A 25,026-nucleotide genomic window follows, 5' to 3' on the forward strand; every position below is an offset into this window, starting at 1 on the left:
CGATTTCCGTGCTAGGACATGGCCTTAATTGAAGCTGAGACCGATATGAGCGCGTCGCTGAAAGCCATCGACGGAACTGCCGAGCTGCCGTCGCTGATGGCTGATCTCGCCACGCGCGCGCGCGCCGCGGCGCGGGTGCTGTCGCTCGCTTCGCCCGAACAGAAAAACCGCGCGCTTGATGCGATGGAGCGCGCGATCCGCGCGCGGGCTTCCGCCATTCTTGCCGCCAATGCCGAGGACGTCGCGGAAGCGCGCGCCAGTGGCGCGACTTCCGCCTTCATCGATCGCCTGACGCTGACACAGGCGCGCATCGATGCCATGGCCGACGGCATCAGAACCGTGCGCGATATCGCCGATCCCGTCGGCGTGGTGACCGAGAGCTGGCAGCGTCCGAACGGCATGACGATCGAGCGCGTGCGCGTGCCGCTCGGCGTCGTCGCGGTGATCTTCGAAAGCCGCCCCAATGTCGCAGCCGACGCCGGCGTGTTGTGCCTTAAATCGGGCAACGCGGTGATCCTGCGCGGCGGCTCGGACAGCTTCCGCTCCTGCCGCGCGATCCACGTCTGCCTGGTTCAAGGATTGCGCGAAGCCGATTTGCCCGAGGCTGCGATCACGCTGGTGCCGACTCGCGACCGCGCGGCCGTGGGCCTGCTGCTGACCGGATTGAACGGCGGCATCGACGTCATCGTGCCGCGCGGCGGCAAGAGCCTGGTCGCGCGTGTCGAAGCCGAAGCACGCGTGCCGGTGTTCGCGCACCTGGAAGGCGTCAACCACGTCTATGTCGATCATGCCGCCAATCTCGAGATGGCGAAGTCGATCGTGCTGAACGCCAAGATGCGCCGGCCCGGCGTCTGCGGCGCCGCCGAGACCCTGCTGGTCGATCGCGCGGGAGCAGCGACCAGCCTCAAGCCGCTGGTCGAGATGCTGATCGATGCCGGCTGCGAAGTGCGCGGCGACGATGTCGTGCAACGCGCCGATTCCAGGGTGAAGCCGGCTTCCGACGAAGATTGGGACACCGAATATGAGGACGCGATCATCGCCGCGAGGATCGTCGATGGTGTCGACGAGGCGATCGCGCACATCCACCATCACGGCTCGCACCACACTGATGCGATCGTGACCGAGGATGCAAAGACCGCGCAGAAATTTCTCAACGAAGTCGACTCCGCGATCGTGCTGCATAACGCATCGACGCAATTTGCCGACGGCGGCGAATTCGGCTTCGGCGCGGAAATCGGCATCGCCACCGGAAAATTCCACGCCCGCGGGCCCGTTGGCGCCGAGCAACTGACCAGTTTCAAATATCGCGTCCACGGCACGGGACAGACGCGGCCGTGAACACCCAGGCGTTTTCAAGCGAAAGCCCGCCCCGGACGCGATTCGGGATCGGCACCGGTTCGCGTGAAGAAAATGCGTCAAACAACACAGCTTTGCGGACGCCGTGAATTCATTGAAAGAAGCGCCCAGCGCGTCGCGGCCCGTCGCGCAAGCGATCCCGCTCTACACCAATGGCATGCGGGTCGGCCTGCTCGGCGGCTCGTTCAATCCGCCGCACCGCGCCCATCGCGACATCAGCCTGTTTGCGATCAAGCGGCTGAATCTCGACCGGGTGTGGTGGCTGGTGACGCCGGGCAATCCGCTCAAGGACCGCGGCGCCCTGCACGATCTCGGCGAGCGCGCGGAAGCTGCGCGGCAAATGGCCAACGACCCGCGCATCGATGTCAGCTGTCTCGAAGCTGTCATTGGGACCCGCTACACTGTCGATACGATTACATATCTGCGCCGCCGCACCTCCGGCTTGCGCTTGGTCTGGATCATGGGCGCTGACAATCTCGCGCAGTTCCATCGCTGGCAAAGCTGGCAGCGTATCGCCGCCGCCGTGCCGATCGCCGTGATCGATCGTCCGCCGCAAAGTTTTCGCGCGCTGTCCGCACCGGCCGCCCAGGCGCTGGCGCATTATCGTATCCCTGAGAATCAGGCCGGCAGGCTGGCGGACTGCGCCGCACCGGCCTGGGTTTTCCTGACCGGCATGAAATCGAACCTGTCGTCGACGGGCCTGCGGAACCCGGACGGCAGCTGGAAGAAGTGAGGAGGTGGGGTTACTGGAATATTGAACCATTAACCCCACATGCGTAGTATAGTAGGCGGGCGCTGGATTCGGTGTCCGCGATACAGTGAAAGGAATGGTCCCTGGCCACATCTGTATTGTCCAAGTCTGTTTTACCCAAGTCTGGTTCAGCAAAGTCTGCCTCGTCCAAGACGCGTAAAACATCGACGCAAACTGCGGCCTTGAAGGCGCAACCCGACGCCGACAAGACGCTGAATATGATCCTCTCCCGCCTCGACGATATGAAGGCGGAAGAAACGGTCACCATAGACCTTCGCGGCAAATCAGCATTTTCCGACTACATGATCGTCACGACCGGCCGCGCCAACCGGCACGTCGGTGCGATCGCGGAAAATGTCACCAAAGGCCTGAAGGAAACCGGTATCAAAAGCATCCATGTCGAGGGCTTGCCCAACTGCGACTGGGTCCTGATCGATTCCGGCGACGTGATCGTGCACGTATTCAGACCCGAGGTGCGCGAGTTCTACAATCTCGAGCGATTGTGGACGCAAAACCCGACGGCGCCGCAGGCGATCTAGATTAGCAAGCCGATGCGAATCGGCTCGGGCGCTTGATAGCGTGCGCGCGCATCAGAATGCGCGTGAGTTGTTGATTTGCCGCATTTTCTACGGCAAACCGGCCACCACCCTCGGATCAAGTCCGAGGGCATGCTTTGCCGGAAAATGCTTTATGCGTCTTATTGTCGTTTCAATCGGCCGGCTGAAGCAGGGCCCCGAGCGGGAGCTGGCCGAGCGCTATCGCGAACGCTTCGACGACATCAGCCGCAAGCTCGGTTTTCGCGGCATCGAGATCCATGAGATTGCCGAAAGCCGCGCGCGCGACGCTGCAACCCGGATGACCGAGGAGGCTGCGGCGATTTTGGCGGCCATTCCCGAAAAGTCGGTTCTGGTCGCGCTCGACGAGCGCGGCGACAATATCGACAGCGCCGCTTTTGCAAGGCATCTTGGCCGCTGGCGGGATGAGCAGGCCGCCAATACTATTTTCGTCATCGGCGGCGCGGACGGACTTTCGCCTGATTTACGGCGCAAGGCAAAACTTCGCATTGCGTTCGGCTCGGCGACCTGGCCGCATCAAATGGTTCGCGTCATGCTTCTGGAACAGATTTATCGGGCCGCGACCATCCTGGCCGGTCACCCCTATCACCGCGCGTAGGCCGCGCAACGCCAGCAACGAAAGCACTGATTCGGGTTCGATGCAGCCAGGTCGGGACATTCCTCCTCACTCAGACACCGCCGGTCGCGGTCAGTTGCATTCTCTGCGAATTCCGATTTCGGTTGTGTTGCTATCCGCGGGCCTTGCCGGCGCAGGTCTGTTGCCCGCAGCGGCCCAGATTGTCGCAGCGACGCCACCGGCGGCCACCTCACCCGATGACATCAAGCAGCGCGAGCAGGAACTCGAAGCCACCCGCGCGCAGCAAAAAGACGCGGCCGAGCTTCAGGAGAAGCTCAAGGCCGATATCGCAGCGATCGGACAGGACCGCAGCAAGCTCAATCAGCAGCTGATCGACATCGCCGCCCAGGTGCGAAGCGTCGAAACCCAAATCGGCGACGCCGAAGCGCGACTGCATCCGCTCGACGTTCGCGAGCAGGAAATTCGCGGTTCGCTGGATTCGCGCCGCGCCGAGATCACCGAGGTGCTGGCCGCCCTGCAACGCGCCGGCCGGCGTACGCCACCGGCGTTGCTGGTGAGGCCGGAAGATGCGCTGCAATCGCTCCGCACCGCCATGCTGCTGGGAGCGGTGGTGCCCGAGCTGCACGCGCGCGCCCAGAAACTGGCCGACGACCTCGGCGAACTGGTCGGGCTTCGCAAGACCATCGCCGCCGAGCGCGACCGGCTTGCCGCCGGCCGCGACAAACTCAGGGATGACCAGACCCGGCTCGCAGCCTTGATCGATGAGCGGCAGCGGCAGCAGAACTCGGTCGAAAAAGACATGGAAGCGGAAAACGCCCGCGCCATCGGACTGTCCAAACAAGTCGACAGCCTGCAGGGCCTGATCGCCAAAATGGAGCAGGATTCGAAGACGGCGGCGAAGGCGGCTGCAGCCGCCAGCGTGCAAGGAACCCCGGCCTCCCTCAACGGCAAACCGAATCTGGCTGCCTTGAAGGATCCATCCCGGATGAGCCCGGCGATTGCTTTCGCTTCCGCCAAGGGGCTGTTCTCAATGCCGGTAAACGGCACGAGGATTCGTGATTTTGGCGGTTCCGATGGTGCCGGTGGCGTGGAAAAAGGCATTTCCTTGGCTACCCGGCCCGGAGCCCAGGTCACAACCCCGTGTGACGGATGGGTTGTTTACGCGGGTCCGTTCCGCAGCTATGGACAACTCTTGATCCTCAATGCCGGGGGCGGGTATCATGTCCTGATCGCCGGGATGGAGCGTATTTCGGTCAACATCGGACAGTTTGTACTTACGGGGGAGCCGGTCGCTACCATGGGGACGACATCCCAGGTGGCCTCGATATTCGCGGCCAACGCGAGCCAGCCCGTGCTCTATATCGAGTTCCGTAAGGACGGCACTCCAATCGATCCAGGTCCATGGTGGGCCGCAAATGAAGGCGAAAAGGTTCGCGGATGATGCGCAAGACTTCTCTCGTTCTCCTGAGCGCTGCCACTGGCGCGGCGTTGACGCTGTTCGTGACCCAACCGCGCTCCATGTTCATGGGATCGAGCGCGCGTGCCGCAACCTCGGACACCTATCGCCAGCTCAACTTGTTCGGCGATGTGTTCGAGCGCGTCCGCAGCGACTATGTCGAGAAGCCTGACGACGGCAAGCTGGTCGAATCCGCCATCAGCGGCATGCTGTCCGGCCTCGACCCGCATTCGAGCTACATGGATGCCAAGAGCTTCCGCGACATGCAGGTGCAGACCCGCGGTGAATTCGGCGGCCTCGGCATCGAAGTCACGATGGAAGACGGTTTGATCAAGGTCGTCTCGCCGATCGATGATACGCCGGCGTCCAAGGCCGGCATCATGGCCAACGACATCATCACCAATCTCGACGACGAAGCTGTGCAGGGTCTCACGCTCAATCAGGCGGTCGAGAAAATGCGCGGGCCCGTCAATACCAAGATCAAGCTGAAGATCATCCGCAAGGGTCAGGACAACCCGATCGACGTCACGCTGGTGCGCGACAACATCCGCGTCCGCTCGGTCCGCGCGCATGTCGAAGCCGACGATATCGCCTATATCCGCATCACCACCTTCAACGAGCAGACCACCGAAGGCCTCAAGAAGGAAATCGGCAATCTGCAAAGCCAGATCGGCGACAAGCTGAAAGGCTACATCATCGACCTGCGCAACAATCCCGGCGGATTGCTGGAAGAGGCGGTGACGGTGTCCGACACCTTCCTCGAGCGCGGCGAGATCGTCTCCACCCGCGGCCGCAACGCCGAGGAAACCCAGCGCCGCGTTGCCCATCCGGGCGATCTGACCAAGGGCAAGCCGGTGATCGTTCTGATCAACGGCGGCTCGGCATCGGCGTCGGAAATCGTTGCCGGCGCATTGCAGGACCACAAGCGCGCCACGCTGGTGGGTACGCGCTCGTTCGGCAAGGGCTCGGTGCAGACCATCATCCCGCTCGGCTCCGGCAATGGCGCGCTGCGCCTGACCACCGCGCGCTACTTCACGCCGTCGGGCAAATCGATCCAGGCCCAAGGCATCAAGCCCGATATCGAGGTGCTTCAGGACGTGCCCGACGAGCTGAAATCGCGGACCGACACCAAGGGCGAAGCTTCGCTGCGCGGCCATCTGAAGTCCGAGGGCGACGAGAAAACCGGTTCGCAATCCTACGTGCCGCCGGACGCCAAGGACGACAAGGCCCTGAAGATGGCCGACGACCTGCTCCATGGCGTCAAGGTCAATCCGACCGCCCCGGCCAGTGGCGACAAGGCGGCCATCGACAACAAGCCTGCCGAGAAGGATGCGAACTAAGCCTATCGGCTGGCAGACTCGTTCTCGAAAGGGTGGCCCTCGGGCCGCCCTTTTTGTTGCCGAGTTCCGCCCGCCCCGAATCACGTAAAACCTAGTGCTTGAGGGCCAATCTTCGGCGAAGACACGGCGGTCCTTTGGCTATGCCGCGACATTGTCCCGTCGTGGTATCGTCGGCCGGGCTGATTCGGGAAGATCCATGGCAGAGACGGCCGATGATCTGAGCGCACCGCTCGGACAGGAAACTGCGCGCCACAAGCGCCGATACCGCCTGCCGTTTACGGGATTTCAGGCGCTTGCCGTGTTGCTCGGCCTGTTTCTGGTGACTTTCGCGGGCTTTGCCATCTTCAATGACAATCCGCTGGGCGGCGAGCCGATCGTGCGCATTGCCCTGCCGAACGCGCCTCCGGATGCAAAGCCCGCGCTTCCGGCTGCTTCCGAGCCGGCTGCGAAATCCGCGCCCAAGCAGGCGGCGACGGGCGAGCAAAAGACCGTCACCATCATCGACGGCTCGAGCGGCGCCCGCCACGACGTCACGATATCAGGCGATGGCGCCGACAGCAGCCCGGCTGACGCGCCGCCGGCGATGATGACCGGGATCGATCCGCGGCTGCTGGAGAAATCCCGCTACGGCATGATCCCGGTGGTTTCCGATGGTCTGAAACCTTTCACGGTCTACGCTGCCGACGCCGATCGCGTCAAAGCGGCCAAGATGCCTGTCGTCGCCATCGTTGTCGGTGGCCTAGGCGTGGGCGCGGCCAAAACGCTGGACGCCATCCTGAAGCTGCCGCCCGCGGTAACGCTGGCATTCACGCCCTATGGCTCGGATCCCTCCAAGCTGGCCGAACGGGCGCGCGCGCAGCGTCACGAGATCCTGCTGCAGATTCCGATGGAGCCGTTCGATTATCCAGACAATGATCCCGGCCCGCAGACCCTGCTCACGACGCTCGGCCCCGAGCAGAATATCGACCGGCTATATTGGCACCTCAGCCGATTCCAGGGCTATGCCGGCATCGCCAATTTCATGGGCGGCAAGTTCGTCGTCACCGATGCGATGATGCAGCCTGTTATCCGCGAGGCGGCCAAGCGCGGGCTCGGATATTTTGACGATGGAACCGCGCCGCGCAGCGTCGCCGCGTCACTGGCGGCCGGCCAGGCGATGCCGTTCGCCAAGGCCGATATCGGCATCGATACGGTTCCAACGCAGGCGGAAATCGACCGCGCGCTCGCCAACCTCGAAACTCTGGCGAAAGAGCGTGGAACCGCCGTCGGCGTCGCCTCGGCGCTGCCGGTTTCGATCGAGCGGATCGGCGTCTGGATCAAGACGCTCGAAAGTCATGGCATTATGCTGGTGCCATTGACAACGGCGATGCTGAAATCAAAATCAAGCTAAAGCAACCCCGGATTGGCGCGACTTCGGACCCATCGCGGTCTCGCTGATCCGATCGATCCTGCAAGAGGCTTTGACAGCAAAAAGGCTTTCACGACATGGCGCGTTACGAAGACCTGCCCTACCGGACATGCGTCGGCATGATGCTGATCAACGCAGCCGGGCTTGTCTTCATCGGTCGTCGCGCCGGTGGCATCGAGCATGTCGACCAGTCCCACGTTTGGCAGATGCCGCAAGGCGGCGTCGATCCCGGCGAGGATACCTGGGAGGCGGCGAAGCGCGAACTCTACGAGGAGACCAGCGTCCGCTCAGTCGAAAAGCTCGGCGAAGTTGCGGACTGGCTGATCTACGATATTCCCCGCACCGTGGCCGGACGCGCCTGGAAGGGCCGCTATCGCGGCCAGCGGCAGAAATGGTTCGCGGTGCGCTTCACCGGCAAGGATGCCGAGATCAACGTCGCCAGTCCCGGCGGCGGCCACAAGGCGGAATTCGTCAGCTGGCGTTGGGAGCCGATGAAGAATCTTCCCGACCTGATCGTTCCCTTCAAGCGGCCGGTCTACGAGCGCGTGGTGAAGGAATTTTCCGGACTTGCCGGCAGCTGATCCCGGCATGACCCGTGCAAAACCTTATCGTCCCAATGTCGGGATCGCGCTGTTCAACGCCGCCGGTCAGGTGTTGATCGGGCGGCGCTTCAAGGATGACGGCCCCGAAATCATTCTCCCGGGTCTGGAGTGGCAGATGCCGCAGGGCGGTGTTGACGCCGGCGAAGATCTGCGCGAGGCGGCGATGCGCGAACTCTGGGAAGAGACCGGCGCGGTGAGCGCCGATTATCTCGGCGAGACCGATTGGCTGACTTATGAATTTCCGTCCGTCGATGGCCCCGCCTCCCACCGGCTCGCGCAGTTCCGCGGCCAGCGCCAGAAATGGTTCGCGTTGCGCTTTACCGGGCGCGACGATGAAATCGATCCGCTGACATCGCGCAACGGCCAGCCGGCGGAATTCGATTCCTGGCGATGGGAGCGGCTCGACTGCGTCGCCGATCTCGTCGTGCCGTTCCGGCGCGAGGTGTATCGGGCCGTGGCGCGGCAGTTCGCGAAATTCGCGCAGAGCAAAACGAGCTAATTCGGCCCGACTGCGTACGGCCCGATCGCGATGACATGGCAATTGCTGTCGCGCTTGGCGCAATTGCCAAGCGCGCCGTTGACCGCATCCTGCTCACTGGCGGCCTTTAGCGCCATTCCCGGACGACCGGATGAACCGACCGCGACCGCGTTCCATCCTGTCGATGCCTCCGCGAGCTGGCGTGCGACGTCATCTCGAGCGTCGCCCGCAATCGAAGGATTGTCGGCCGGGCGGAAGGGTCCGGTAGCTTTCATCATGGTTGGCACCGGGACAACGAAGACATCGTCGATCGCCACGATCATGCAGGGAACTCCGGCCAGCGCACCGCAAGTCTCCAGCGCCCGGCGCACCACCTCCGGGACCGTCGCGCCGTCGGTGTAGAAGATGAAATTGCCGCCCGGACCGACCGCAATCGCCTTGCTCTTCTTGCCGGGCATGTAATTGCCCTCCAGCCTCGCCTGGGCCTGATCGCGCATAAACGGCATTGCCGCCGGCGCGAACGGTTTCTCGGTCACGGGGTCGCGCTTGAACCACGGAAGAGGGGGCACCGGCGGCCTGCCATGCGGGTAAACCACATTACTGCCGATCGCATAGAGCTCGCATTTACGCGGCGACTGGATTGAATCTGCGCGCTCCTGGCACTGTTCGAGCGCGGCACTTTTCGCGGCTTCTTCGTTCGGCTGGCTGCTGGCCAGACCGATCACGCCGTTCAGGTTCAAGGCAAACGCCTTGGGCTCGGCCGCGGCGACATATTCATTGGCCAGCACGACCCGGGCGCGATCAGTAACGAACGGCACCGCTTCGGCCGAAAACCGCTCGCTCGTCGAAAGCGCGGGCACAGACGAAGGGCGGCCCGCCACCGCTGCGGCTGTCGCCGGCGTAACCGGTGGAGGGGCGACCGCCGTCGCCGATGGCGTTGGTGCCGGCGCAGTTACCGGCGCGGCGTGGTTACTGGCCTGCAATGAATCCCGGGCTTTGTCGCGCAGCTCCAGCTTGGTGAAATAAAGGAAGCCGCCGACGCCGATCGCGACAAGGCACACCACCATCACGGCCATCGGCCACATCCAGTTTTGAACGCCGGCGGCAAGTGGCTTCGCTGCCGGTTTCTTTATCTGCGGCGTCGCATAGGTTCCGTCCTCACGCCGCATCGCCACCAGATAGGCATAGACGGGAGTCGGAATGTTCTTCACTTCCTGCGCGCCGATATCGGCAAACTGCACCGACAGCTTGTTGGCGACCTGTTCGTGCACTGCGCGTGAAACGCAGATGCCGCCGACCTCGGCCAGACCTTCGAGCCGCGCCGCGATGTTGACGCCATCGCCGAGCAGATCGCCATCGCGCTCAACCACGTCGCCGATGGTGATCCCGATACGGAAACTCATCTGCCGGCTGGGCGGATACGCCATGTTCCGGGTGCGCAGGCTTTCCTGGATGTCGATCGCGCATCGCACCGCTTCGACCGCGCTTGGAAATTCGGCGAAAACGGCGTCACCGGCGGTGTTGAAAATACGGCCGCCGGCCCTGGCGATGAAATCGTCGACGACGGATCGATAGGCGGCGAGACGACGCAGCGTCTCCTCCTCGTCCTCCGCAACCAGCCTGCTGTAGCCGGCAATATCGGCCGCAAAAATCGCCGCGATCTTGCGTTTCATGAAGGCCGGCCCCGGGCAAATCTGCTGCGGCAGAATGCCGCCAGAAATTCCCCGGCGCAACCGGGTTCAACGCCCGTCAATCACGGCGGTCGTTGTCACAATTCAGATTTTTGAAATGCCGGGTGCGGAAAAGATTCTAGTGCAGCGCTGTCGAATTGAGCTGATGCTCGATGCTCTTGAAGTGATCGAGCCGCTCGATCGCATGGTCGAGCTCCGAGCCCTCTTTCTCGGCGAGATTGGCTTCCATCGCGGCAATCTGGTTGGCGAAGGCCTGCCGGTCCAGATCCTGGATCGACGTCGCGACGTCGGCGAGCACGGTAAGCCCCTTGTCGGAAACTTCCGCAAGGCCGCCAAGCACGATGATCTTCTGATGCGTAGCGCCGGATGTCACCGTCAGAATTCCCGGCCGGATCGCGGCCACCACCGGTGCATGTCCGGCGAGCACGCCGAAATCACCCTCGACGCCGGGAACGTCAACCTGATCGACTTCGCCGGAGAAGGCGAGCTTTTCCGGCGAGACGAGATCGAAGTGGAAGGTGGCCATGGTGTGGTCCTGCGGGTGGCGAGTGGCTGATAGTAAGTGGCGAACAACGGGAATAGTTTTTGACTATTCCCTATTCACCATTCGGCTGTTTAGGCCGCTTCGGCCGCGAGCTTCTTGCCCTTCTCGACCGCCTCTTCGATGTTACCGACCATGTAGAAGGCGGCTTCCGGCAAATGATCGTATTTGCCTTCGCAGATGGCTCGGAAGCCTTTGATGGTATCGGCGAGATCGACGAACTTGCCGGGCGAGCCGGTGAAAATTTCGGCGACGAAGAACGGCTGCGACAGGAAGCGCTCGATCTTGCGGGCGCGCGCGACCGCGATCTTGTCTTCTTCGGACAGTTCGTCCATGCCGAGAATGGCGATGATGTCCTGCAGCGATTTGTACTTCTGCAGCACCTGCTGAACCATGCGTGCGGTGGTGTAATGCTCTTCGCCGACGACCAGCGGCGACAGCATGCGCGAGGTGGAGTCGAGCGGGTCCACCGCCGGATAGATGCCCTTTTCCGAAATCGCGCGGTTCAACACCGTGGTGGCGTCCAAATGCGCGAACGAGGTGGCGGGCGCCGGGTCGGTCAAGTCGTCGGCCGGCACGTAGATCGCCTGCACCGAAGTGATCGAGCCCTTATGCGTGGTGGTGATGCGCTCCTGCAGCGCGCCCATGTCGGTCGCCAGCGTCGGCTGATAACCCACGGCGCTCGGAATACGGCCCAGCAGCGCCGACACTTCGGAGCCGGCCTGCGTGAAGCGGAAGATGTTGTCGACAAAGAACAGCACGTCCTGGCCCTGATCGCGGAAATGCTCGGCGACGGTCAGACCGGTAAGGCCGACGCGGGCACGGGCGCCCGGGGGCTCGTTCATCTGGCCGTAGACCAGCGCACATTTGGAGCCTTCACCGCCGCCCTTCTTGTTGACGCCGGACTCGATGAACTCGTGATACAGGTCGTTGCCTTCGCGGGTCCGCTCGCCGACGCCGGCGAACACCGAATAGCCGCCATGGGCGCGGGCGACGTTGTTGATCAGCTCCTGAATCAGCACGGTCTTGCCGACGCCGGCGCCGCCAAACAGGCCGATCTTGCCGCCCTTGGCGTAAGGCGCCAGGAGATCGACGACCTTGATGCCGGTGACGAGAATTTCCGCTTCCGTCGATTGATCCGTATACAGCGGCGCTTCCTGATGGATCGCGCGCATGTCCTCGGCCTTGACCGGGCCTTCCTCATCGACGGGCTCGCCGATCACGTTCATGATGCGGCCGAGCGTGCCGGCGCCGACCGGAACCATGATCGGGTTGCCGGTGTCGCTGACTTCCTGGCCGCGCACCAGACCTTCGGTGGTGTCCATCGCGATGGTGCGCACAGTCGATTCGCCGAGATGCTGCGCCACTTCGAGCACCAGGCGGTTGCCGCCGTTCCTGGTCTCGATCGCGTTCAGAATGGCCGGCAGATGGCCTTCGAACTGCACGTCGACGACGGCGCCGATGACTTGGGTAATGCGTCCGGTCTGGTTCGCGGGTGTAGCCATGAAAACTCTCTCCTTCGAATTCTATCTCAAACGACCGTCGGCGGGATTAGATCGCCTCGGCGCCGGAGATGATTTCAATCAGCTCCTTGGTGATCATCGCCTGGCGGGTTCGGTTGTAGATCAGGGTTTGCTTGCGGATCATGTCGCCGGCGTTGCGGGTGGCGTTGTCCATCGCGCTCATCTGGGCGCCGTAGAACGACGCGTTGTTTTCCAGCAGCGCGCGGAAAATCTGTACCGCGAGATTGCGCGGCAGCAGGCCGGTCAAAATCTCGTCTTCTTCCGGCTCGTATTCGTAGGATGTCGCAGGTCCGGCATTCGCGGCAGGTGCTTCCACCACCAGCGGGATGATCTGCTGTGCGGTCGGGACCTGCGAGATCACCGACTTGAAGCGCGAATAAAACAGCGTGCAGACGTCGAACTCGCCGGCCTCGAAGCGCGCGACGACTTTCTTCGCGATGTCTTCAGCGTTGACGAAGCCGAGCTGGCGAACCGAGCGCAATTCGATGTTTTCGATAATCTGCTTGTCGAAGGTGCGGCGCAGCTGCTCGTAACCCTTGCGGCCGACGCAGAAGAACTTGACCTCTTTGCCCTGGTTCATCAGCGCCAGCGCGCGCTCGCGGGCGAGACGCACGATCGATGAGTTGAAGGCGCCGGACAGGCCGCGCTCGCCGGTGCAGACCAGTAACAGGTGCACCTGATCCTTGCCGGTCCCGGCCAGCAACACCGGCGCGCCGGGCGAACCCGCCGCCGCGGTTGCGATGTTGGAAATCACGGCGTCCATTTTTTCCGCATAGGGCCGCGCGGCTTCAGCAGCGTTCTGCGCGCGGCGCAGCTTCGACGCCGCCACCATCTGCATGGCCTTGGTAATCTTCTGCGTCGCCTTGGTAGAGGCGATGCGGACCCGCATGTCTTTCAGTGAAGCCATTCTTCGTTCACCCCGGCGATCCGATCCTTAAAGATCCGACCGCAAGCCCCTCTTTCGTCATGCCCGGCCTCGTGCCGGCCATGACGGCAAATGATGCAACCGTATCGTTATGCGAACGTCTTGGCGTAACCCTCGACAACGCCCTTGAGCTTGGCGGCGGTATCGTCGCTGAGATCGCGGGTGTCGCGGATGGTGTTGAGGAGGTCGACGTTCTTGCCACGCAGCAGCGACAGCAGGCCGTCCTCGAAGGCGCGCACCTTGGCGACCGGCAGCGCATCGAGATAACCGTTGACGCCAGCGTAGATCACCACGACCTGTTCTTCCATCTTCAGCGGCGAGAATTGCGGCTGCTTCAGGAGTTCGGTCAGCCGCGATCCGCGCGCCAGCAGGCGCTGCGTCGATGCGTCGAGGTCGGAGCCGAACTGCGCGAATGCCGCCATTTCGCGGTACTGCGCCAGCTCGCCCTTGATCTTGCCGGCGACCTTCTTCATCGCCTTAGTCTGCGCCGACGATCCGACGCGCGACACCGACAGACCGACGTTGACCGCCGGGCGAATGCCCTGGAAGAACAGATCGGTCTCGAGGAAGATCTGGCCGTCGGTAATCGAGATCACGTTGGTCGGAATATAGGCCGACACGTCGTTGGCCTGGGTTTCGATGACAGGCAATGCCGTCAGCGAACCCGCACCATGGTCATCGTTGAGCTTGGCGGAGCGCTCCAGCAGGCGGGAATGCAGGTAGAACACGTCGCCGGGATAGGCTTCGCGGCCCGGCGGGCGGCGCAGCAGCAGCGACATCTGGCGATAGGCCACCGCCTGCTTCGACAAGTCATCATAGATGATGACGGCGTGCATGCCGTTGTCGCGGAAATATTCGCCCATGGTGCAGCCGGTGAACGGCGCAATATACTGCATCGGCGCCGGATCGGACGCGGTTGCGGCGACGACGATCGAATATTCCAGCGCGCCCTGCTCTTCGAGCACCTTGACGAACTGCGCCACCGTGGAGCGCTTCTGGCCGATCGCGACATAGACGCAATACAGCTTGATCTTCTCGTCGCTCTGGGCGTTGAGCGGCTTCTGGTTGAGGATGGTGTCGAGCGCGATCGCGGTCTTGCCGGTCTGACGGTCGCCGATGATCAGCTCGCGCTGGCCGCGGCCAACCGGAATCAGCGCATCGATTGCCTTGAGGCCCGTGGCCATCGGCTCGTTGACCGACTTGCGTGGAATGATGCCGGGCGCCTTGACGTCGACGCGCTTGCGTTCCGTCGCCTGGATCGGGCCCTTGCCGTCGATCGGATTGCCGAGCGCATCGACCACGCGGCCGAGCAGGCCCTTGCCAACCGGCGTATCGACGATGGCGCGGGTGCGCTTGACGGTCTGGCCTTCCTTGATCTCGCGGTCGGCGCCGAAGATCACGATACCGACGTTGTCGGTTTCGAGGTTCAGCGCCATGCCGCGCGTGCCGTTCTCGAACTCGACCATTTCGCCGGCCTGGACGTTGTCGAGGCCGTAGACGCGGGCAATGCCGTCGCCGACGGACAACACCTGTCCGACTTCGGAAACTTCAGCCTCCTGGCCAAAATTCTTGATCTGGTCCTTGAGGATCGCGGAAATTTCCGCGGCGCGGATGTCCATCAGCCTGCCTCTTTCATCGCGTGCTTGATCGAATTGAGTTTGGTGCGAAGCGAACTATCCACCATGCGGCTACCGAGCTTGACCACAAGGCCGCCAATGATCGAAGGATCGACATTCACGTTGAGCGCGACATCCTTGCCCGTCACTGATTTCAGCGCGGTCTTGAGGGCGTCGAGATTCTTGTCGCTGAGCGCTTCGGCAACGGTAACGTCGGCCGTTGCTTCGCCCTTGAATTTGGCGACCAGCGCGCGGAAGGCGCGGATCACATCGCCCACCGCAAACAACCGACGGTTGGCGGTGAGAACTTTCAGGAAGTTGGCGGAAATGCCTGAAATACCGGCCTTGTCGAGCACCGCGGCCAGCGCCTTCGACTGCGAATCCGCCGAAAACACCGGGCTGCGGACCAGGCGCTTGAGATCGGCGCTATCCGCCAGCATGGCATCGAACCGGTCGAGATCGGCCCTTACCGCATCGATGGATTTTTCATCGTGCGCCAACTCGAACAAGGCCGTTGCATAACGGCCTGACACTCCCGAAACCGACGGATCTTCTGCAGTCACAAGCGCGCTCTTTATTGCTGTCAAATTCGCAAGGGAAAAACCGTCGCCACAATGCGGCGCCTAGCGATCCAAGCCCTTGGAATTCAAGCGGGACTTCGATTTTCGACCGGTACGAGCTGTACCGGGACCGGCAAAATCGCGGCTTTGCTAACATAGCAAAAGCGCAGGTGCAACATGACACCGGCAACAGGTGCTGCGATGTCGCGGACCCCTTCCAGGGCTAGTCAAAAGCAATTCGCTCGAATCCGTTTTGATGAGTTTGGAGTCGGCGTCAAGAAGAGGACAGATCTCGTGCGGAACCGGCGAGACGTTGTTCCGCCCCGGATTGCATAGGCGCTATGAGCGACCTGCGTGGAACCCAACAGGCCGATTCACTCCATTTGTGTATTACTTACGTAAATCTTAAGCCAAAGTAAGAGATATCATTTAATCAGTATTTCTAAGTAAATAATTAGTTAAAGAAACGTTAAACGAAAGATTTCAGAACATCTGTGAGCCTGTCCATCTGGTAACAAGATATTTCAACCGGAGACAAACGAGCTTTACTGCCCAATTCACGCCTTATTAGGTCACCAAACGCGGTCACTCACAGCGGGGACGGGGGTTCCACTTGTCACACACGTGACAATACTATCTTGAGGGACTGTTTTAATGCATGCATCCAAAAAGTCGGCACTGGGAACAGTAACCCGGTCACGCACGGCGCTCGCTGTTGTCGCCGCAACTCTCGTGTTCGGTGGCGGCATCACCGAAGCCTCGGCTAAATCCCGGCATCACCACCATCATTACGGCCATCGCCATTCCCACCACGCCAGCAACGCCTTTGGCGGCGGAACCTGGGGCGCTGGTTCCGGATATTCCTGGCTCAATGCCAATGCTTCGATCGGCCGGTCCTCGGGCGGCCGCAGCTTCTCGGGCATGGCTTCCTATTACGGCAACGAATCGGGTCACCGCACCGCCTCGGGCGAGCGTTTCAATCAGAGCGCCATGACCTGCGCCCACCGCTCGCTGCCATTCGGCACCAAGCTGCGCGTGACCCATGGCGACCGCAGCGTCGTCGTCACCGTCAATGACCGGGGCCCGTTCGTCCGTGGCCGCGTGCTCGACCTGTCCACGGGCGCTGCCCGCGCCATCGGCCTGACCAGCGCCGGTGTCGGCCGCGTCACCGCCGAAGTTGTCGGCTAACGCGTTTAACGCGTCTTCCTATCCATCCAGCAAGCGTTGCGTAACGGCCGCGGAACTTCCTGCACGCCGAAACCAAGCCTGCCGTCGCAAAACGGCAGGCTTTTTTGTTTTCACGCCGCCCGGGGCGATCGGTGACGCTACAAAAAGCTTTGCGGATCGACGTCGATCTCGAGCTTGAGATTGCCTTTGGTCTTTGGACCGGCCGCGAGCCATTCGCGCAGATACTCCGACAGATCGACATTGCGCAGCGATTTCACCAGCAGCCGGAACCGATAGCGGCCCTTGATGACCGCCAGCGGCGCTTCGGCCGGGCCCAGCACCTGGATCCGCTCATCGATCGGCGCGATCGCCGCCAGCTTGCGCGCAAAACCTTCCGCCGTCGGCCGGTCGCCTGCGGAAATGATCAGGCTCGCCAGCCGCCCGAACGGCGGATAGCCTGATTTTTCGCGGCCTTCGATTTCGCTGGCGTAGAACGCCTCGCGATCGCAGGCCACCAGCGCTTTCATCACGGGATGCTCGGGCTGATGGGTCTGCAGATAGCCGATCCCAAGGCCCTGATCACGCCCGGCCCGCCCGATCACCTGGTTGAGCAGTTGAAAGGTCCGCTCGGCGGCACGCGGATCGCCATTGCTGAGGCCCAGATCGGCGTCGACCACGCCAACCAGATTGAGCCGCGGAAAATGATGCCCCTTCGCCACCAGCTGCGTGCCGATAATGATATCGACCCGCCCTTCCGCGATCTCGTTCAATTCGCTGCGCATGGTCTCGATCGAGGTGATGAGATCACTCGACAACACCATGGTGCGCGCCTGCGGAAACAGGCTTGCCGCCTCCTCCTGCAAGCGTTCGACGCCGGGGCCGACCGCCACCAGCGATTCCTCCGCCGCGCAATGCGGACAGGTTGGCGGACGCGGCATCGAGAACCCGCAATGATGGCAAACCAGGCGCTGGCGGAATCGGTGATCGACCAGCCAGGCGTCGCAGATCGTGCAGGCAAAGCGGTGTCCGCAGGCCCGGCACAGCGTCAGCGGCGCGTAGCCGCGTCGGTTGAGGAACAACAGCGCCTGTTCGCGCCGCTCGATGGCATGCCCGATCTGTTCGGCAAGCCGCGGCGAGATGAAGCGGCCCCGCGGCGGCGCTTCGCGCCGCAGATCGATCGCCTCGATATGCGGCATGTGCTGGCCGCCGAACCGCGACGGCAGCGCCACGCGCTGATAACGGCCCTTGCGCGCATTGACCTCCGTCTCGACCGACGGCGTCGCCGACGCCAGCACGATCGGGATCTTGGCGATGTGCGCACGCACCACCGCCATGTCGCGCGCGTGATAATGCGCGCCATCGTCCTGCTTGTAGGCCTGGTCGTGCTCTTCATCGACGACGATCAGTCCGAGATTGGCATAGGGCAGAAACAGCGCCGAGCGCGCACCGATGACGACCGGCGCCTGGCCTGCCGCAATCGCGGCCCAATTTCGGGCCCGGGTGCGCGGGGTCAGCTCGGAATGCCATTCGAGCGGCTTCACGCCGAAACGATTGGCGAAGCGGTCGAGGAATTGTCCGGTCAGCGCGATCTCCGGCATCAGGATCAGCGACTGCTTGCCGCGACGGATAATTTCCGCGATGGCTTCGAAATAAACTTCGGTCTTGCCCGAGCCGGTGACGCCGTCGAGCAGCGCAACGTGAAAGCTGCCGTTCGCCGCCAGCGCCCGCATCGCGTCGACCGCCGTGCGCTGCTGACGGGAGAAATCGGGCTGCGCGAAGGATGGGTCCGGCGCGGGCGGCGGCAGTGGTGGCGGCATCACCTCGACCGCCAACGTGCCCTCGTCGACAAGGCCATCGATCACGCCAGTGCTGACGCCAGCCTCCCTCGCCGCTTCGGATTTCGCATGCAGCAAACCGTCCGACAGGCCATCGATCAGCCGCCGCCGCGCTGGCGTCATGCGCCGGGGCGGCTCGCCGACCAGCCGCACACCCACCCGCATCCGCTCAGGTCCGAGATTGTCGCCCATCCGCAAGCACATGCGCAGCACCATGCCGCGCGCCGACAGCGTGTAGTTGGCGACCCAATCGACGAGGGTGCGCAGTTCCTCCTTCAAGGGCGGCACGTCGAGCTTTTCGCCGACATCTTTCAGACGGTTATGCAGCCGCGGATCGGGATTGGCATTTTCGGCCCACACCACCGCGACCACTTCGCGCGGGCCGAGCGGCACGCACACCACATCCCCCGGCTTGAGTTCCATGCCGCGCGGCACGCGATAGGAATAGGCCTGATTGAGCGCAACCGGCACCAGCACATCGACGATGCCTGTCGCTGATGCGGATGAGGTGCTGCTGCGTAGGGGGCGGTCCATCGGAGAATCAGATTTGAGGTCGAAAGGCCGACCCAGCTTAGGACGGCGCGCCGGCCGGGGCCAGAATCAGGCTACCGCCGGTTTTGCAAGTTAGCGAACGGTAAACGAAAGAGGTGCGATATAATCGCTCGATTCACGGCGTCCAGAGATCCATGACCAAATCAGGGCCCGCCATCCAACCGATCGAACTCGACTGCGCGGACGATAGCGTCACGCTCGAGATGACGCGCTGGCTGTCGCATCTGCGCGCCGAGCGCCGGCTGTCGCCGAAGACGCTCGAGGCCTATACCCGCGACGTTCGCCAATGTCTCGTCTTTCTCGCGGAGCATTGGGGCACGCGGGTGACGTTGTCGCGTTTTGCCGCGCTTGAGGCCACCGATGTCAGGGCTTTCATGGCGATGCGGCGCGCCGATGATATCGGCGGTCGTTCGCTGATGCGGACGCTGGCAGGCCTGCGCTCGTTCGGCCGCTTCCTCGAACGGGAAGGCAAAGGCAGGGTCGGTGCGCTATCGGCGATCCGTGCGCCCAAGGTCGGCAAGACCCTGCCAAAACCGATCCAGATGGCGGCGGCCAAGCGCTTCGCCGACGCCGACGAGCGCGCTGGCGACGAGCGCGATCCCTGGATCTGGGCGCGTGACGCCGCCGTCATGGCGCTGTTGTATGGGTCGGGCCTGCGCATCTCCGAAGCACTCGGCCTGAAGCGCCGCGATGTGCCGTTGCCCGGCGCGGGCGACGTGCTGATCGTGACCGGCAAGGGCAACAAGACCCGCATGGTCCCGGTGCTGCAAAACGTGCTGGCGCTGATTCAGGATTATGTGGCTGTCTGTCCGTATCCGCTGCCGCCGGAAGGACCGGTCTTCGTCGGCGCGCGAGGTGGTCCACTGAAAGCCCGTATCATTCAGCTCACGATGGAGCGGTTGCGCGGCGCGCTCGGCCTGCCCGACAGTGCAACGCCGCATGCGTTGCGGCATTCCTTTGCGACCCATCTGCTCAGCCGCGGCGGCGACCTGCGCGCGATCCAGGAATTGCTCGGCCACGCTTCGCTCTCGACCACGCAAATTTATACCGGCATCGATAGCGAGCGACTGCTGGAAGTCTACCGCTCCGCGCATCCGCGCGCCTGAGATCGCCTCTTTATTCTATCGACCAGACCCGGCCCTTTCGCATCCGCCTGCCCCTTGCGCAGGCGATGTTGTTCGGCAATCGTGAACGTCCGAGCCAGGGAGAGAATCATGAGCGCGCAGGAAAGCATGGAGCAGGCGGACCACGCCAAGGAAGCCGCCGGCGAGAACCGGAAGATCGCGCTGTTGATCGCCGTGATCGCACTGTGTCTGGCGCTGTCGGAGACGCTGGGCAAGGGCGCCCAGACCGAATCCATCAGCAAGAACGTCGAGGCATCGAACTTCTGGGCGTTCTTTCAGGCCAAGAGCATCCGTCGCACGGTGGTCCAGACCGCGGCAGAACAGTCCAAATTGGGCCTCGGCGCTATCGGCGACGATGCCGCCAAGGCGGCGGCGCAAAAACAGATCGACGACTGGCAGAAGACCGCGGCGCGCTACCGCTCCGAGCCTGAAACCGGCGAAGGCACCGAGCAATTGTCCGAACGCGCCAAGCATGCCGAAGAAGAGCGCGACCTCGCGGAAGCAAAGTATCATCACTTCGAACTTGCTTCAGCGGCGTTTCAGATCGGCATCGTGCTGGCTTCAGCGACCATCATCACCGGCATCATTGCGCTCGCCTGGATATCCGGTCTGCTGACATTGGCCGGCATCGCGTTCACCGCACTCGGCATCTTCATGCCGCATCTTCTGCACCTGCCGTAGCTTTCGTCATTCTTCATCGAGGCAGCGAGATTCACCTCTCCCATTGGGAGAGGTCGGCGCATCAGCGCCGGGTGAGGGGTTACGGCCTATCGATGGAGCGCAACCCCTCACCCCAACCCTCTCCCAAAGGGAGAGGGAGCGCATCTTCGCTGACGAACGTCTGTTGGGTCACTAAGGCCGTGACAGAGCTAACGCGCTTCGCGCACGCTCTTGCGGAAGCGCTGGATCAGCCGCAGCATTCGCGCTGACCAGCCGTCGCCGGCGCCGCTCAGGGCTTGCCTGATTCGCCGTTTGATCGGATCTACCACCTCATTCGCCTTTGCTCGCAGCATAAGGACGAACTCATAGAGTTTCTCGAACCATTCCATCTCGAGCAGCTTCGGCCGCGTGACATCGAACACGAAAGCCGCGACGCCGACACCGAGGAACTTCGCGAAGATGATGGTGACGAAGGCGCTCATCCAATATTCATGGGTGAGCAGCCAGAAGCCGACCAGCTTCAGCGGGAACAGCGGAATCACCGGCACGATGAACACGATCAGCGTCATCGCCGGCGACAGCGTATCGACGCGTTCCGCCAGCCATTGCTTGAACGCGCGCAGCGGAATCAGCGCCACGAACCAGGCCACGATCGGCTCGAGATGATCCCACAACCAGGCTTCGATCAGGAAGATGATCGCGAGCAGAACCCAAAGCGGCTGAAGAAGGCGGCGCATCATCAATGTCATCTCGGCCCGGCGGGCGCCGGGCGTCGATCACATATGGATCGCTCGCTTGCCGACTGCAAGCGCGGCTTCCTTGATCGCTTCAGAACGCGTCGGATGAGCGTGGCAGGTGCGCGCGAGATCCTCGGCGGAACCGCCGAATTCCATCAGCACCGCCGCTTCGTGGATCATTTCGCCGGCTTCGCGGCCGACAATATGAACACCGAGCACACGATCGGTCTTCGCATCTGCGAGAACCTTCACGAACCCTTCCGTGGTCTGGTTGACCTTGGAGCGGCCATTGGCAGTAAACGGGAATTTGCCAACGGTGTAGGCGACGCCGGCCTGCTTCAGCTCTTCTTCGGTCTTGCCGACCGCTGAGACTTCCGGCGTGGTATACACAACACCTGGGATAACATCGTAATTCACGTGCCCGGCCTGACCGGCGAGAATTTCCGCGCAGGCCACACCTTCGTCCTCGGCCTTGTGCGCGAGCATCGGACCGGCGATCACGTCGCCGATCGCGTAGACGCCCTTCACGCTGGTCGCAAAGTGCGAATCAGTCTGCACCCGGCCGCGATTGTCGAGTGCAACGCCGGCTTCCTTCAGGCCGAGACCCTCGGTGTAGGGAACGCGGCCGATACACACCAGTGCCACGTCGACGTCCAGCTTCTCCGGTGCGCCGCCCGCGGCCGGCTCGATGGTCGCGACCAGCGTTTTATTTGAGGTGTCGATGCCGGTGACCTTGGCGCCGAGCTTGAACGTAAAACCCTGTTTTTCCAGAATGCGCTGAAACTGCTTGGCGACCTCGCCGTCCATGCCGGGCAGGATACGGTCGAGGAATTCCACCACAGTGACCTGCGCCCCGAGCCGGTGCCAGACCGAGCCGAGTTCAAGCCCGATCACGCCGGCGCCGACGATCAACAGTTTCTCCGGCACCTTCTCGAGCGACAGTGCGCCGGTCGACGACACGATGCGCTTCTCGTCGATCTCGACGCCCTTCAGCCGCGCGATATCAGAGCCGGTGGCGATAACGATATTCTTGGTCTCGACGGTTTGCGTCTTGCCGTCGCTACCAGTGACTTCGACCTTGCCGGTGCCGAGGATCTTTCCCTTGCCGCTGATGACGTCGATCTTGTTTTTCTTCATCAGGAACTCGACGCCCTTGACGTTGCCGTCGATGCCCTGCTGCTTGAAATTCATCATCGCCGGCAGATCGATCTTCGGCGTGGGAACGCTGACACCCATTTTCGCAAAGGAGTGCCCGGCCTCCTCGAACATCTCGGAGGCATACAGCAATGCCTTCGACGGCATGCATCCGATGTTGAGGCAGGTGCCGCCGAGCGTTGCGTTCTTCTCGACCACGGCGACCTTCATGCCGAGCTGCGCCGCGCGGATCGCGCAGACGTATCCGCCCGGGCCGGTGCCGATGACAACGAGATCGTAGGTGGCCATGATTGAAGTCCTGTAGCTGAAGGGTGTGACAGGTATTAACGCCCGCCCGATACATCAAGAATGGCGCTGGTCACGTAGGAGGCGTCGTCCGACATCAGCCAGACAATGGCGTTGGCGATTTCTTCCGCGGTGCCGACGCGCTTCATCGGCACGTTGCCGGCGAGGCGATGCGCGCGATCGGGCTCGCCGCCGCTGGCGTGAATTTCGGTATCGATCAGCCCCGGCCGGATCGCCGCGACACGAATGCCTTCAGCCGCAACCTCATAGCCGAGACCGAGCGTAAACGAATCGATCGCACCCTTGGAAGCCGCGTAATCGATGTAGGTGTTGGCCGCGCCCAATTTCGCAGCGACGGACGACAGATTGACGATGACACCGCCGTTGCCGCCGTGGCGCGTCGACATCCGCTTCACTGCCTCGCGGGCGCAGAGCAGACTGCCGGTGACGTTGACGGCCATCATCTGCGCGATGCGCTCCGCCGACATCTCATCGAGACGAGAGGTCTTGCCGACGATGCCGGCGTTGTTGACGAGAGCACCCAGCGTTCCGAATTTGTCGGCGGCCTCGAACAGCGCAAGGATATCACTCTCCCTGGCGACATCGCATTTCACCGCGATGGCTTTGCCGTTGCTGGCGCCGATCTGCGCGACCACGTCATCGGCCGCGGCCTTGTTGGTGGCGTAACCGACCACGACGCGAAACCCGCGGCGGGCCGCAGCAAGCGCAGTGGCGCGGCCGATTCCACGGCTGCCGCCGGTGATAACAGCAACTCTGTCGGTCAATATCGCCCCCAATATTTCATCGCTCGCGATCTTCTGCGCGTGCAAGCCCTCGACAAATGATCAGAGATCCAGCACCAGCCGCGCCGGATCTTCCAGGCTTTCCTTGACCCGCACCAGGAACGTCACGGCTTCCTTGCCGTCGATGACACGGTGATCGTAGGACAGTGCCAGATACATCATCGGGCGAATCTCGACCTTACCGCCGATCGCGACCGGGCGATCCTGGATCTTGTGCATGCCGAGAATAGCGGACTGCGGCGCGTTCAGGATCGGCGTCGACATCAGCGAGCCGTAGATGCCGCCATTGGTGATCGTGAAGGTGCCGCCCTGCATCTCGTCGATCTTGAGCTGACCGTCACGCGCGCGACGTCCGAAATCGGCGATGCTTTTCTCGATCTCGGCAATCGACTTCTGATCGCAATCGCGCACGACAGGCACCACGAGGCCCTTGTCGGTGCCGACGGCAACGCCGATGTGGTAATAATTCTTATAGATCAGATCAGAACCGTCGATCTCGGCGTTGGCCGCCGGAATGTCCTTTAGCGCCTGCACGCAGGCCTTGGTGAAGAAGCCCATAAATCCCAGCTTGCTGCCGTGCTTCTTCTCGAACACGTCCTTGTACTGGGCCCGCATCGCCATGATGTGGCTCATGTCGACCTCGTTGAAGGTCGTGAGCATCGCGGCGGTGTTCTGCACGTCTTTCAGGCGGCGGGCGATGGTCTGGCGCAGCCGCGTCATCTTCACGCGCTCCTCGCGCGCGGCATCATCGGCCGGCGACGGCGCGCGGACCTGCACCGCGGCGGCGGGCTGATTGACCGGCGTTGGAGCGGAAGCCGCCTTCTCGATGGCCGCCAGCATATCGCCCTTGGTTACACGGCCGTCCTTGCCCGAGCCGGGAACGGTCGAGGCATCGACGCCGCTTTCGGCCGAGAGCTTGCGCACCGACGGCGCCAGCGGCGCATCAGCCGGCGGCGCTTTCGCTGCGGCGGGAGCAACAGCGGGCGCTGCGGCCGCAGGGGGCGGTGAAGACTGAGTTGGTGCCGCGGCCTTGGCAGGCGCCGCGGCCGGCTTGGCCGCCACTGCACCGTCCGTGATCTGTCCGAGCAGCGCACCAACCGCGACGGTCTCGCCATCCTTGGCAGCGATCTCGCCAAGCGTGCCCGCCGAAGGCGCCGGCACCTCGATCGTGACCTTGTCGGTCTCGAGTTCGACCAAGGGTTCGTCAACCGCAACGGCGTCGCCGGCCTTCTTGAACCAGCGGCCGATGGTGGCCTCGGTCACGGACTCACCGAGCGTCGGAACGCGAATTTCAGTCATGGTTTAGTTT

The 25,026-nt window shown here is 62.8% G+C and carries 23 protein-coding genes; 12 read left to right on the plus strand and 11 right to left on the minus strand.

All coding sequences use genetic code 11. The annotated features are described in order from the left end of the window. Positions 1 to 45 precede the first annotated feature (45 nt). From BLV09_RS24230 to BLV09_RS24270, 9 genes are all read left to right on the plus strand, one after another. Complete coding sequence (locus BLV09_RS24230) at positions 46 to 1,338, plus strand: glutamate-5-semialdehyde dehydrogenase (RefSeq protein ID WP_146689186.1); 1,293 nt, start codon at positions 46 to 48, stop codon at positions 1,336 to 1,338. Between the two features lie 112 nt (positions 1,339 to 1,450). Next, complete coding sequence (locus BLV09_RS24235) at positions 1,451 to 2,089, plus strand: nicotinate-nucleotide adenylyltransferase (RefSeq protein WP_283806871.1); 639 nt, start codon at positions 1,451 to 1,453, stop codon at positions 2,087 to 2,089. Between the two features lie 200 nt (positions 2,090 to 2,289). Then, the gene (gene rsfS / locus BLV09_RS24240) at positions 2,290 to 2,646 is read left to right on the plus strand and encodes a ribosome silencing factor (protein WP_100384779.1); all 357 of its coding nucleotides are present in this window, start codon (positions 2,290 to 2,292) and stop codon (positions 2,644 to 2,646) included. 151 nt (positions 2,647 to 2,797) lie between these two features. Next, positions 2,798 to 3,280 carry a 23S rRNA (pseudouridine(1915)-N(3))-methyltransferase RlmH gene (gene rlmH, locus BLV09_RS24245; protein ID WP_146689187.1) on the plus strand — a complete coding sequence of 161 codons (483 nt, stop codon included), beginning with the start codon at positions 2,798 to 2,800 and terminating at the stop codon, positions 3,278 to 3,280. Between the two features lie 40 nt (positions 3,281 to 3,320). After that, a complete protein-coding gene (locus BLV09_RS24250; protein ID WP_146689188.1) occupies positions 3,321 to 4,700 on the plus strand; it encodes a murein hydrolase activator EnvC family protein in 1,380 nt (459 codons plus the stop codon). Next, positions 4,697 to 6,055 carry a S41 family peptidase gene (locus BLV09_RS24255; RefSeq protein ID WP_100384782.1) on the plus strand — a complete coding sequence of 453 codons (1,359 nt, stop codon included), beginning with the start codon at positions 4,697 to 4,699 and terminating at the stop codon, positions 6,053 to 6,055. The genes BLV09_RS24250 and BLV09_RS24255 overlap by 4 nt, the downstream gene beginning before the upstream one ends. Positions 6,056 to 6,251: 196 nt before the next feature. Continuing rightward, positions 6,252 to 7,445 (plus strand): divergent polysaccharide deacetylase family protein, encoded by a 1,194-nt coding sequence (locus tag BLV09_RS24260; protein ID WP_146689189.1) that lies wholly within the window; start codon positions 6,252 to 6,254, stop codon positions 7,443 to 7,445. Positions 7,446 to 7,540: 95 nt separating this feature from the next. Continuing rightward, positions 7,541 to 8,044, plus strand: a complete 504-nt coding sequence (locus BLV09_RS24265; RefSeq protein ID WP_100384784.1) for an RNA pyrophosphohydrolase — start codon at positions 7,541 to 7,543, stop codon at positions 8,042 to 8,044. A gap of 7 nt (positions 8,045 to 8,051) precedes the next feature. Next, entirely contained in the window at positions 8,052 to 8,564 is a 513-nt protein-coding gene (locus tag BLV09_RS24270) for an RNA pyrophosphohydrolase (RefSeq protein ID WP_146689190.1), read from the plus strand. On the opposite strand, the gene BLV09_RS24275 is transcribed toward BLV09_RS24270, so the two are convergent. From BLV09_RS24275 to BLV09_RS24300, 6 genes are all read right to left on the minus strand, one after another. Further along, positions 8,561 to 10,216 (minus strand): adenylate/guanylate cyclase domain-containing protein, encoded by a 1,656-nt coding sequence (locus tag BLV09_RS24275; RefSeq protein WP_146689191.1) that lies wholly within the window; start codon positions 10,214 to 10,216, stop codon positions 8,561 to 8,563. The genes BLV09_RS24270 and BLV09_RS24275 overlap by 4 nt on opposite strands. Positions 10,217 to 10,352: 136 nt before the next feature. Further along, on the minus strand, positions 10,353 to 10,760 hold the full coding sequence (locus BLV09_RS24280) for a F0F1 ATP synthase subunit epsilon (protein WP_146689192.1): 408 nt from the start codon (positions 10,758 to 10,760) through the stop codon (positions 10,353 to 10,355). 89 nt (positions 10,761 to 10,849) lie between these two features. After that, complete coding sequence (gene atpD, locus BLV09_RS24285) at positions 10,850 to 12,280, minus strand: F0F1 ATP synthase subunit beta (RefSeq protein ID WP_100384788.1); 1,431 nt, start codon at positions 12,278 to 12,280, stop codon at positions 10,850 to 10,852. Positions 12,281 to 12,326: 46 nt separating this feature from the next. Continuing rightward, on the minus strand, positions 12,327 to 13,205 hold the full coding sequence (locus BLV09_RS24290; RefSeq protein ID WP_146689193.1) for a F0F1 ATP synthase subunit gamma: 879 nt from the start codon (positions 13,203 to 13,205) through the stop codon (positions 12,327 to 12,329). A 107-nt stretch (positions 13,206 to 13,312) separates the two neighbouring features. Continuing rightward, on the minus strand, positions 13,313 to 14,842 hold the full coding sequence (gene atpA / locus BLV09_RS24295; RefSeq protein WP_100384790.1) for a F0F1 ATP synthase subunit alpha: 1,530 nt from the start codon (positions 14,840 to 14,842) through the stop codon (positions 13,313 to 13,315). After that, positions 14,842 to 15,402 carry a F0F1 ATP synthase subunit delta gene (locus BLV09_RS24300; protein WP_146689194.1) on the minus strand — a complete coding sequence of 187 codons (561 nt, stop codon included), beginning with the start codon at positions 15,400 to 15,402 and terminating at the stop codon, positions 14,842 to 14,844. The genes atpA and BLV09_RS24300 overlap by 1 nt, the downstream gene beginning before the upstream one ends. A 651-nt stretch (positions 15,403 to 16,053) precedes the next feature. Between BLV09_RS24300 and BLV09_RS24305 the strand changes: the two genes are divergently transcribed. Further along, the gene (locus tag BLV09_RS24305) at positions 16,054 to 16,587 is read left to right on the plus strand and encodes a septal ring lytic transglycosylase RlpA family protein (protein WP_146689195.1); all 534 of its coding nucleotides are present in this window, start codon (positions 16,054 to 16,056) and stop codon (positions 16,585 to 16,587) included. A gap of 137 nt (positions 16,588 to 16,724) precedes the next feature. Here BLV09_RS24305 and BLV09_RS24310 read toward each other — a convergent pair whose 3' ends face one another. After that, the gene (locus tag BLV09_RS24310) at positions 16,725 to 18,935 is read right to left on the minus strand and encodes a primosomal protein N' (protein ID WP_146689196.1); all 2,211 of its coding nucleotides are present in this window, start codon (positions 18,933 to 18,935) and stop codon (positions 16,725 to 16,727) included. A 152-nt stretch (positions 18,936 to 19,087) separates the two neighbouring features. Here BLV09_RS24310 and BLV09_RS24315 point away from each other — a divergent pair, with 152 nt between their 5' ends. Both BLV09_RS24315 and BLV09_RS24320 read left to right on the plus strand, forming a co-directional pair. Further along, positions 19,088 to 20,059 carry a tyrosine recombinase XerC gene (locus BLV09_RS24315; protein WP_146689197.1) on the plus strand — a complete coding sequence of 324 codons (972 nt, stop codon included), beginning with the start codon at positions 19,088 to 19,090 and terminating at the stop codon, positions 20,057 to 20,059. A gap of 108 nt (positions 20,060 to 20,167) precedes the next feature. After that, complete coding sequence (locus BLV09_RS24320) at positions 20,168 to 20,758, plus strand: DUF4337 domain-containing protein (protein WP_100384795.1); 591 nt, start codon at positions 20,168 to 20,170, stop codon at positions 20,756 to 20,758. 188 nt (positions 20,759 to 20,946) lie between these two features. On the opposite strand, the gene BLV09_RS24325 is transcribed toward BLV09_RS24320, so the two are convergent. Genes BLV09_RS24325 through odhB form a run of 4 tightly spaced genes read right to left on the minus strand, consistent with a single transcriptional unit; the run spans position 20,947 to position 25,016 of the window. Further along, positions 20,947 to 21,477: a hypothetical protein gene (locus BLV09_RS24325; protein WP_146689198.1), complete on the minus strand. Its 531-nt coding sequence runs from the start codon at positions 21,475 to 21,477 to the stop codon at positions 20,947 to 20,949. Positions 21,478 to 21,513: 36 nt separating this feature from the next. Next, on the minus strand, positions 21,514 to 22,917 hold the full coding sequence (lpdA, locus tag BLV09_RS24330; protein ID WP_146689199.1) for a dihydrolipoyl dehydrogenase: 1,404 nt from the start codon (positions 22,915 to 22,917) through the stop codon (positions 21,514 to 21,516). 35 nt (positions 22,918 to 22,952) lie between these two features. After that, positions 22,953 to 23,699: an SDR family oxidoreductase gene (locus tag BLV09_RS24335; RefSeq protein WP_167558876.1), complete on the minus strand. Its 747-nt coding sequence runs from the start codon at positions 23,697 to 23,699 to the stop codon at positions 22,953 to 22,955. Between the two features lie 60 nt (positions 23,700 to 23,759). Beyond that, entirely contained in the window at positions 23,760 to 25,016 is a 1,257-nt protein-coding gene (gene odhB / locus BLV09_RS24340) for a 2-oxoglutarate dehydrogenase complex dihydrolipoyllysine-residue succinyltransferase (RefSeq protein ID WP_146689201.1), read from the minus strand. Positions 25,017 to 25,026 lie beyond the last annotated feature (10 nt).

Source organism: Bradyrhizobium canariense (assembly GCF_900105125.1).
Classification (GTDB): domain Bacteria; phylum Pseudomonadota; class Alphaproteobacteria; order Rhizobiales; family Xanthobacteraceae; genus Bradyrhizobium; species Bradyrhizobium canariense_A.

What these genes read in the sequence shown, in the direction of transcription:
- BLV09_RS24260 (WP_146689189.1), top strand. Translation starts at nt 6,252, where the DNA reads ATGGCAGAGACGGCCGATGATCTGAGCGCACCGCTCGGACAGGAAACT.
- BLV09_RS24250 (WP_146689188.1), top strand. Translation starts at nt 3,321, where the DNA reads ATGCAGCCAGGTCGGGACATTCCTCCTCACTCAGACACCGCCGGTCGC.
- BLV09_RS24315 (WP_146689197.1), top strand. Translation starts at nt 19,088, where the DNA reads ATGACCAAATCAGGGCCCGCCATCCAACCGATCGAACTCGACTGCGCG.
- atpD (WP_100384788.1), bottom strand. Translation starts at nt 12,280, where the DNA reads ATGGCTACACCCGCGAACCAGACCGGACGCATTACCCAAGTCATCGGC.
- BLV09_RS24275 (WP_146689191.1), bottom strand. Translation starts at nt 10,216, where the DNA reads ATGAAACGCAAGATCGCGGCGATTTTTGCGGCCGATATTGCCGGCTAC.
- BLV09_RS24270 (WP_146689190.1), top strand. Translation starts at nt 8,052, where the DNA reads ATGACCCGTGCAAAACCTTATCGTCCCAATGTCGGGATCGCGCTGTTC.
- BLV09_RS24305 (WP_146689195.1), top strand. Translation starts at nt 16,054, where the DNA reads ATGCATGCATCCAAAAAGTCGGCACTGGGAACAGTAACCCGGTCACGC.
- BLV09_RS24290 (WP_146689193.1), bottom strand. Translation starts at nt 13,205, where the DNA reads ATGGCTTCACTGAAAGACATGCGGGTCCGCATCGCCTCTACCAAGGCG.
- BLV09_RS24320 (WP_100384795.1), top strand. Translation starts at nt 20,168, where the DNA reads ATGAGCGCGCAGGAAAGCATGGAGCAGGCGGACCACGCCAAGGAAGCC.
- BLV09_RS24265 (WP_100384784.1), top strand. Translation starts at nt 7,541, where the DNA reads ATGGCGCGTTACGAAGACCTGCCCTACCGGACATGCGTCGGCATGATG.
- BLV09_RS24325 (WP_146689198.1), bottom strand. Translation starts at nt 21,477, where the DNA reads ATGATGCGCCGCCTTCTTCAGCCGCTTTGGGTTCTGCTCGCGATCATC.
- rlmH (WP_146689187.1), top strand. Translation starts at nt 2,798, where the DNA reads ATGCGTCTTATTGTCGTTTCAATCGGCCGGCTGAAGCAGGGCCCCGAG.
- atpA (WP_100384790.1), bottom strand. Translation starts at nt 14,842, where the DNA reads ATGGACATCCGCGCCGCGGAAATTTCCGCGATCCTCAAGGACCAGATC.
- BLV09_RS24255 (WP_100384782.1), top strand. Translation starts at nt 4,697, where the DNA reads ATGATGCGCAAGACTTCTCTCGTTCTCCTGAGCGCTGCCACTGGCGCG.
- BLV09_RS24310 (WP_146689196.1), bottom strand. Translation starts at nt 18,935, where the DNA reads ATGGACCGCCCCCTACGCAGCAGCACCTCATCCGCATCAGCGACAGGC.
- lpdA (WP_146689199.1), bottom strand. Translation starts at nt 22,917, where the DNA reads ATGGCCACCTACGATCTCGTTGTCATCGGCACCGGCCCGGGCGGATAC.
- BLV09_RS24230 (WP_146689186.1), top strand. Translation starts at nt 46, where the DNA reads ATGAGCGCGTCGCTGAAAGCCATCGACGGAACTGCCGAGCTGCCGTCG.
- odhB (WP_146689201.1), bottom strand. Translation starts at nt 25,016, where the DNA reads ATGACTGAAATTCGCGTTCCGACGCTCGGTGAGTCCGTGACCGAGGCC.
- BLV09_RS24280 (WP_146689192.1), bottom strand. Translation starts at nt 10,760, where the DNA reads ATGGCCACCTTCCACTTCGATCTCGTCTCGCCGGAAAAGCTCGCCTTC.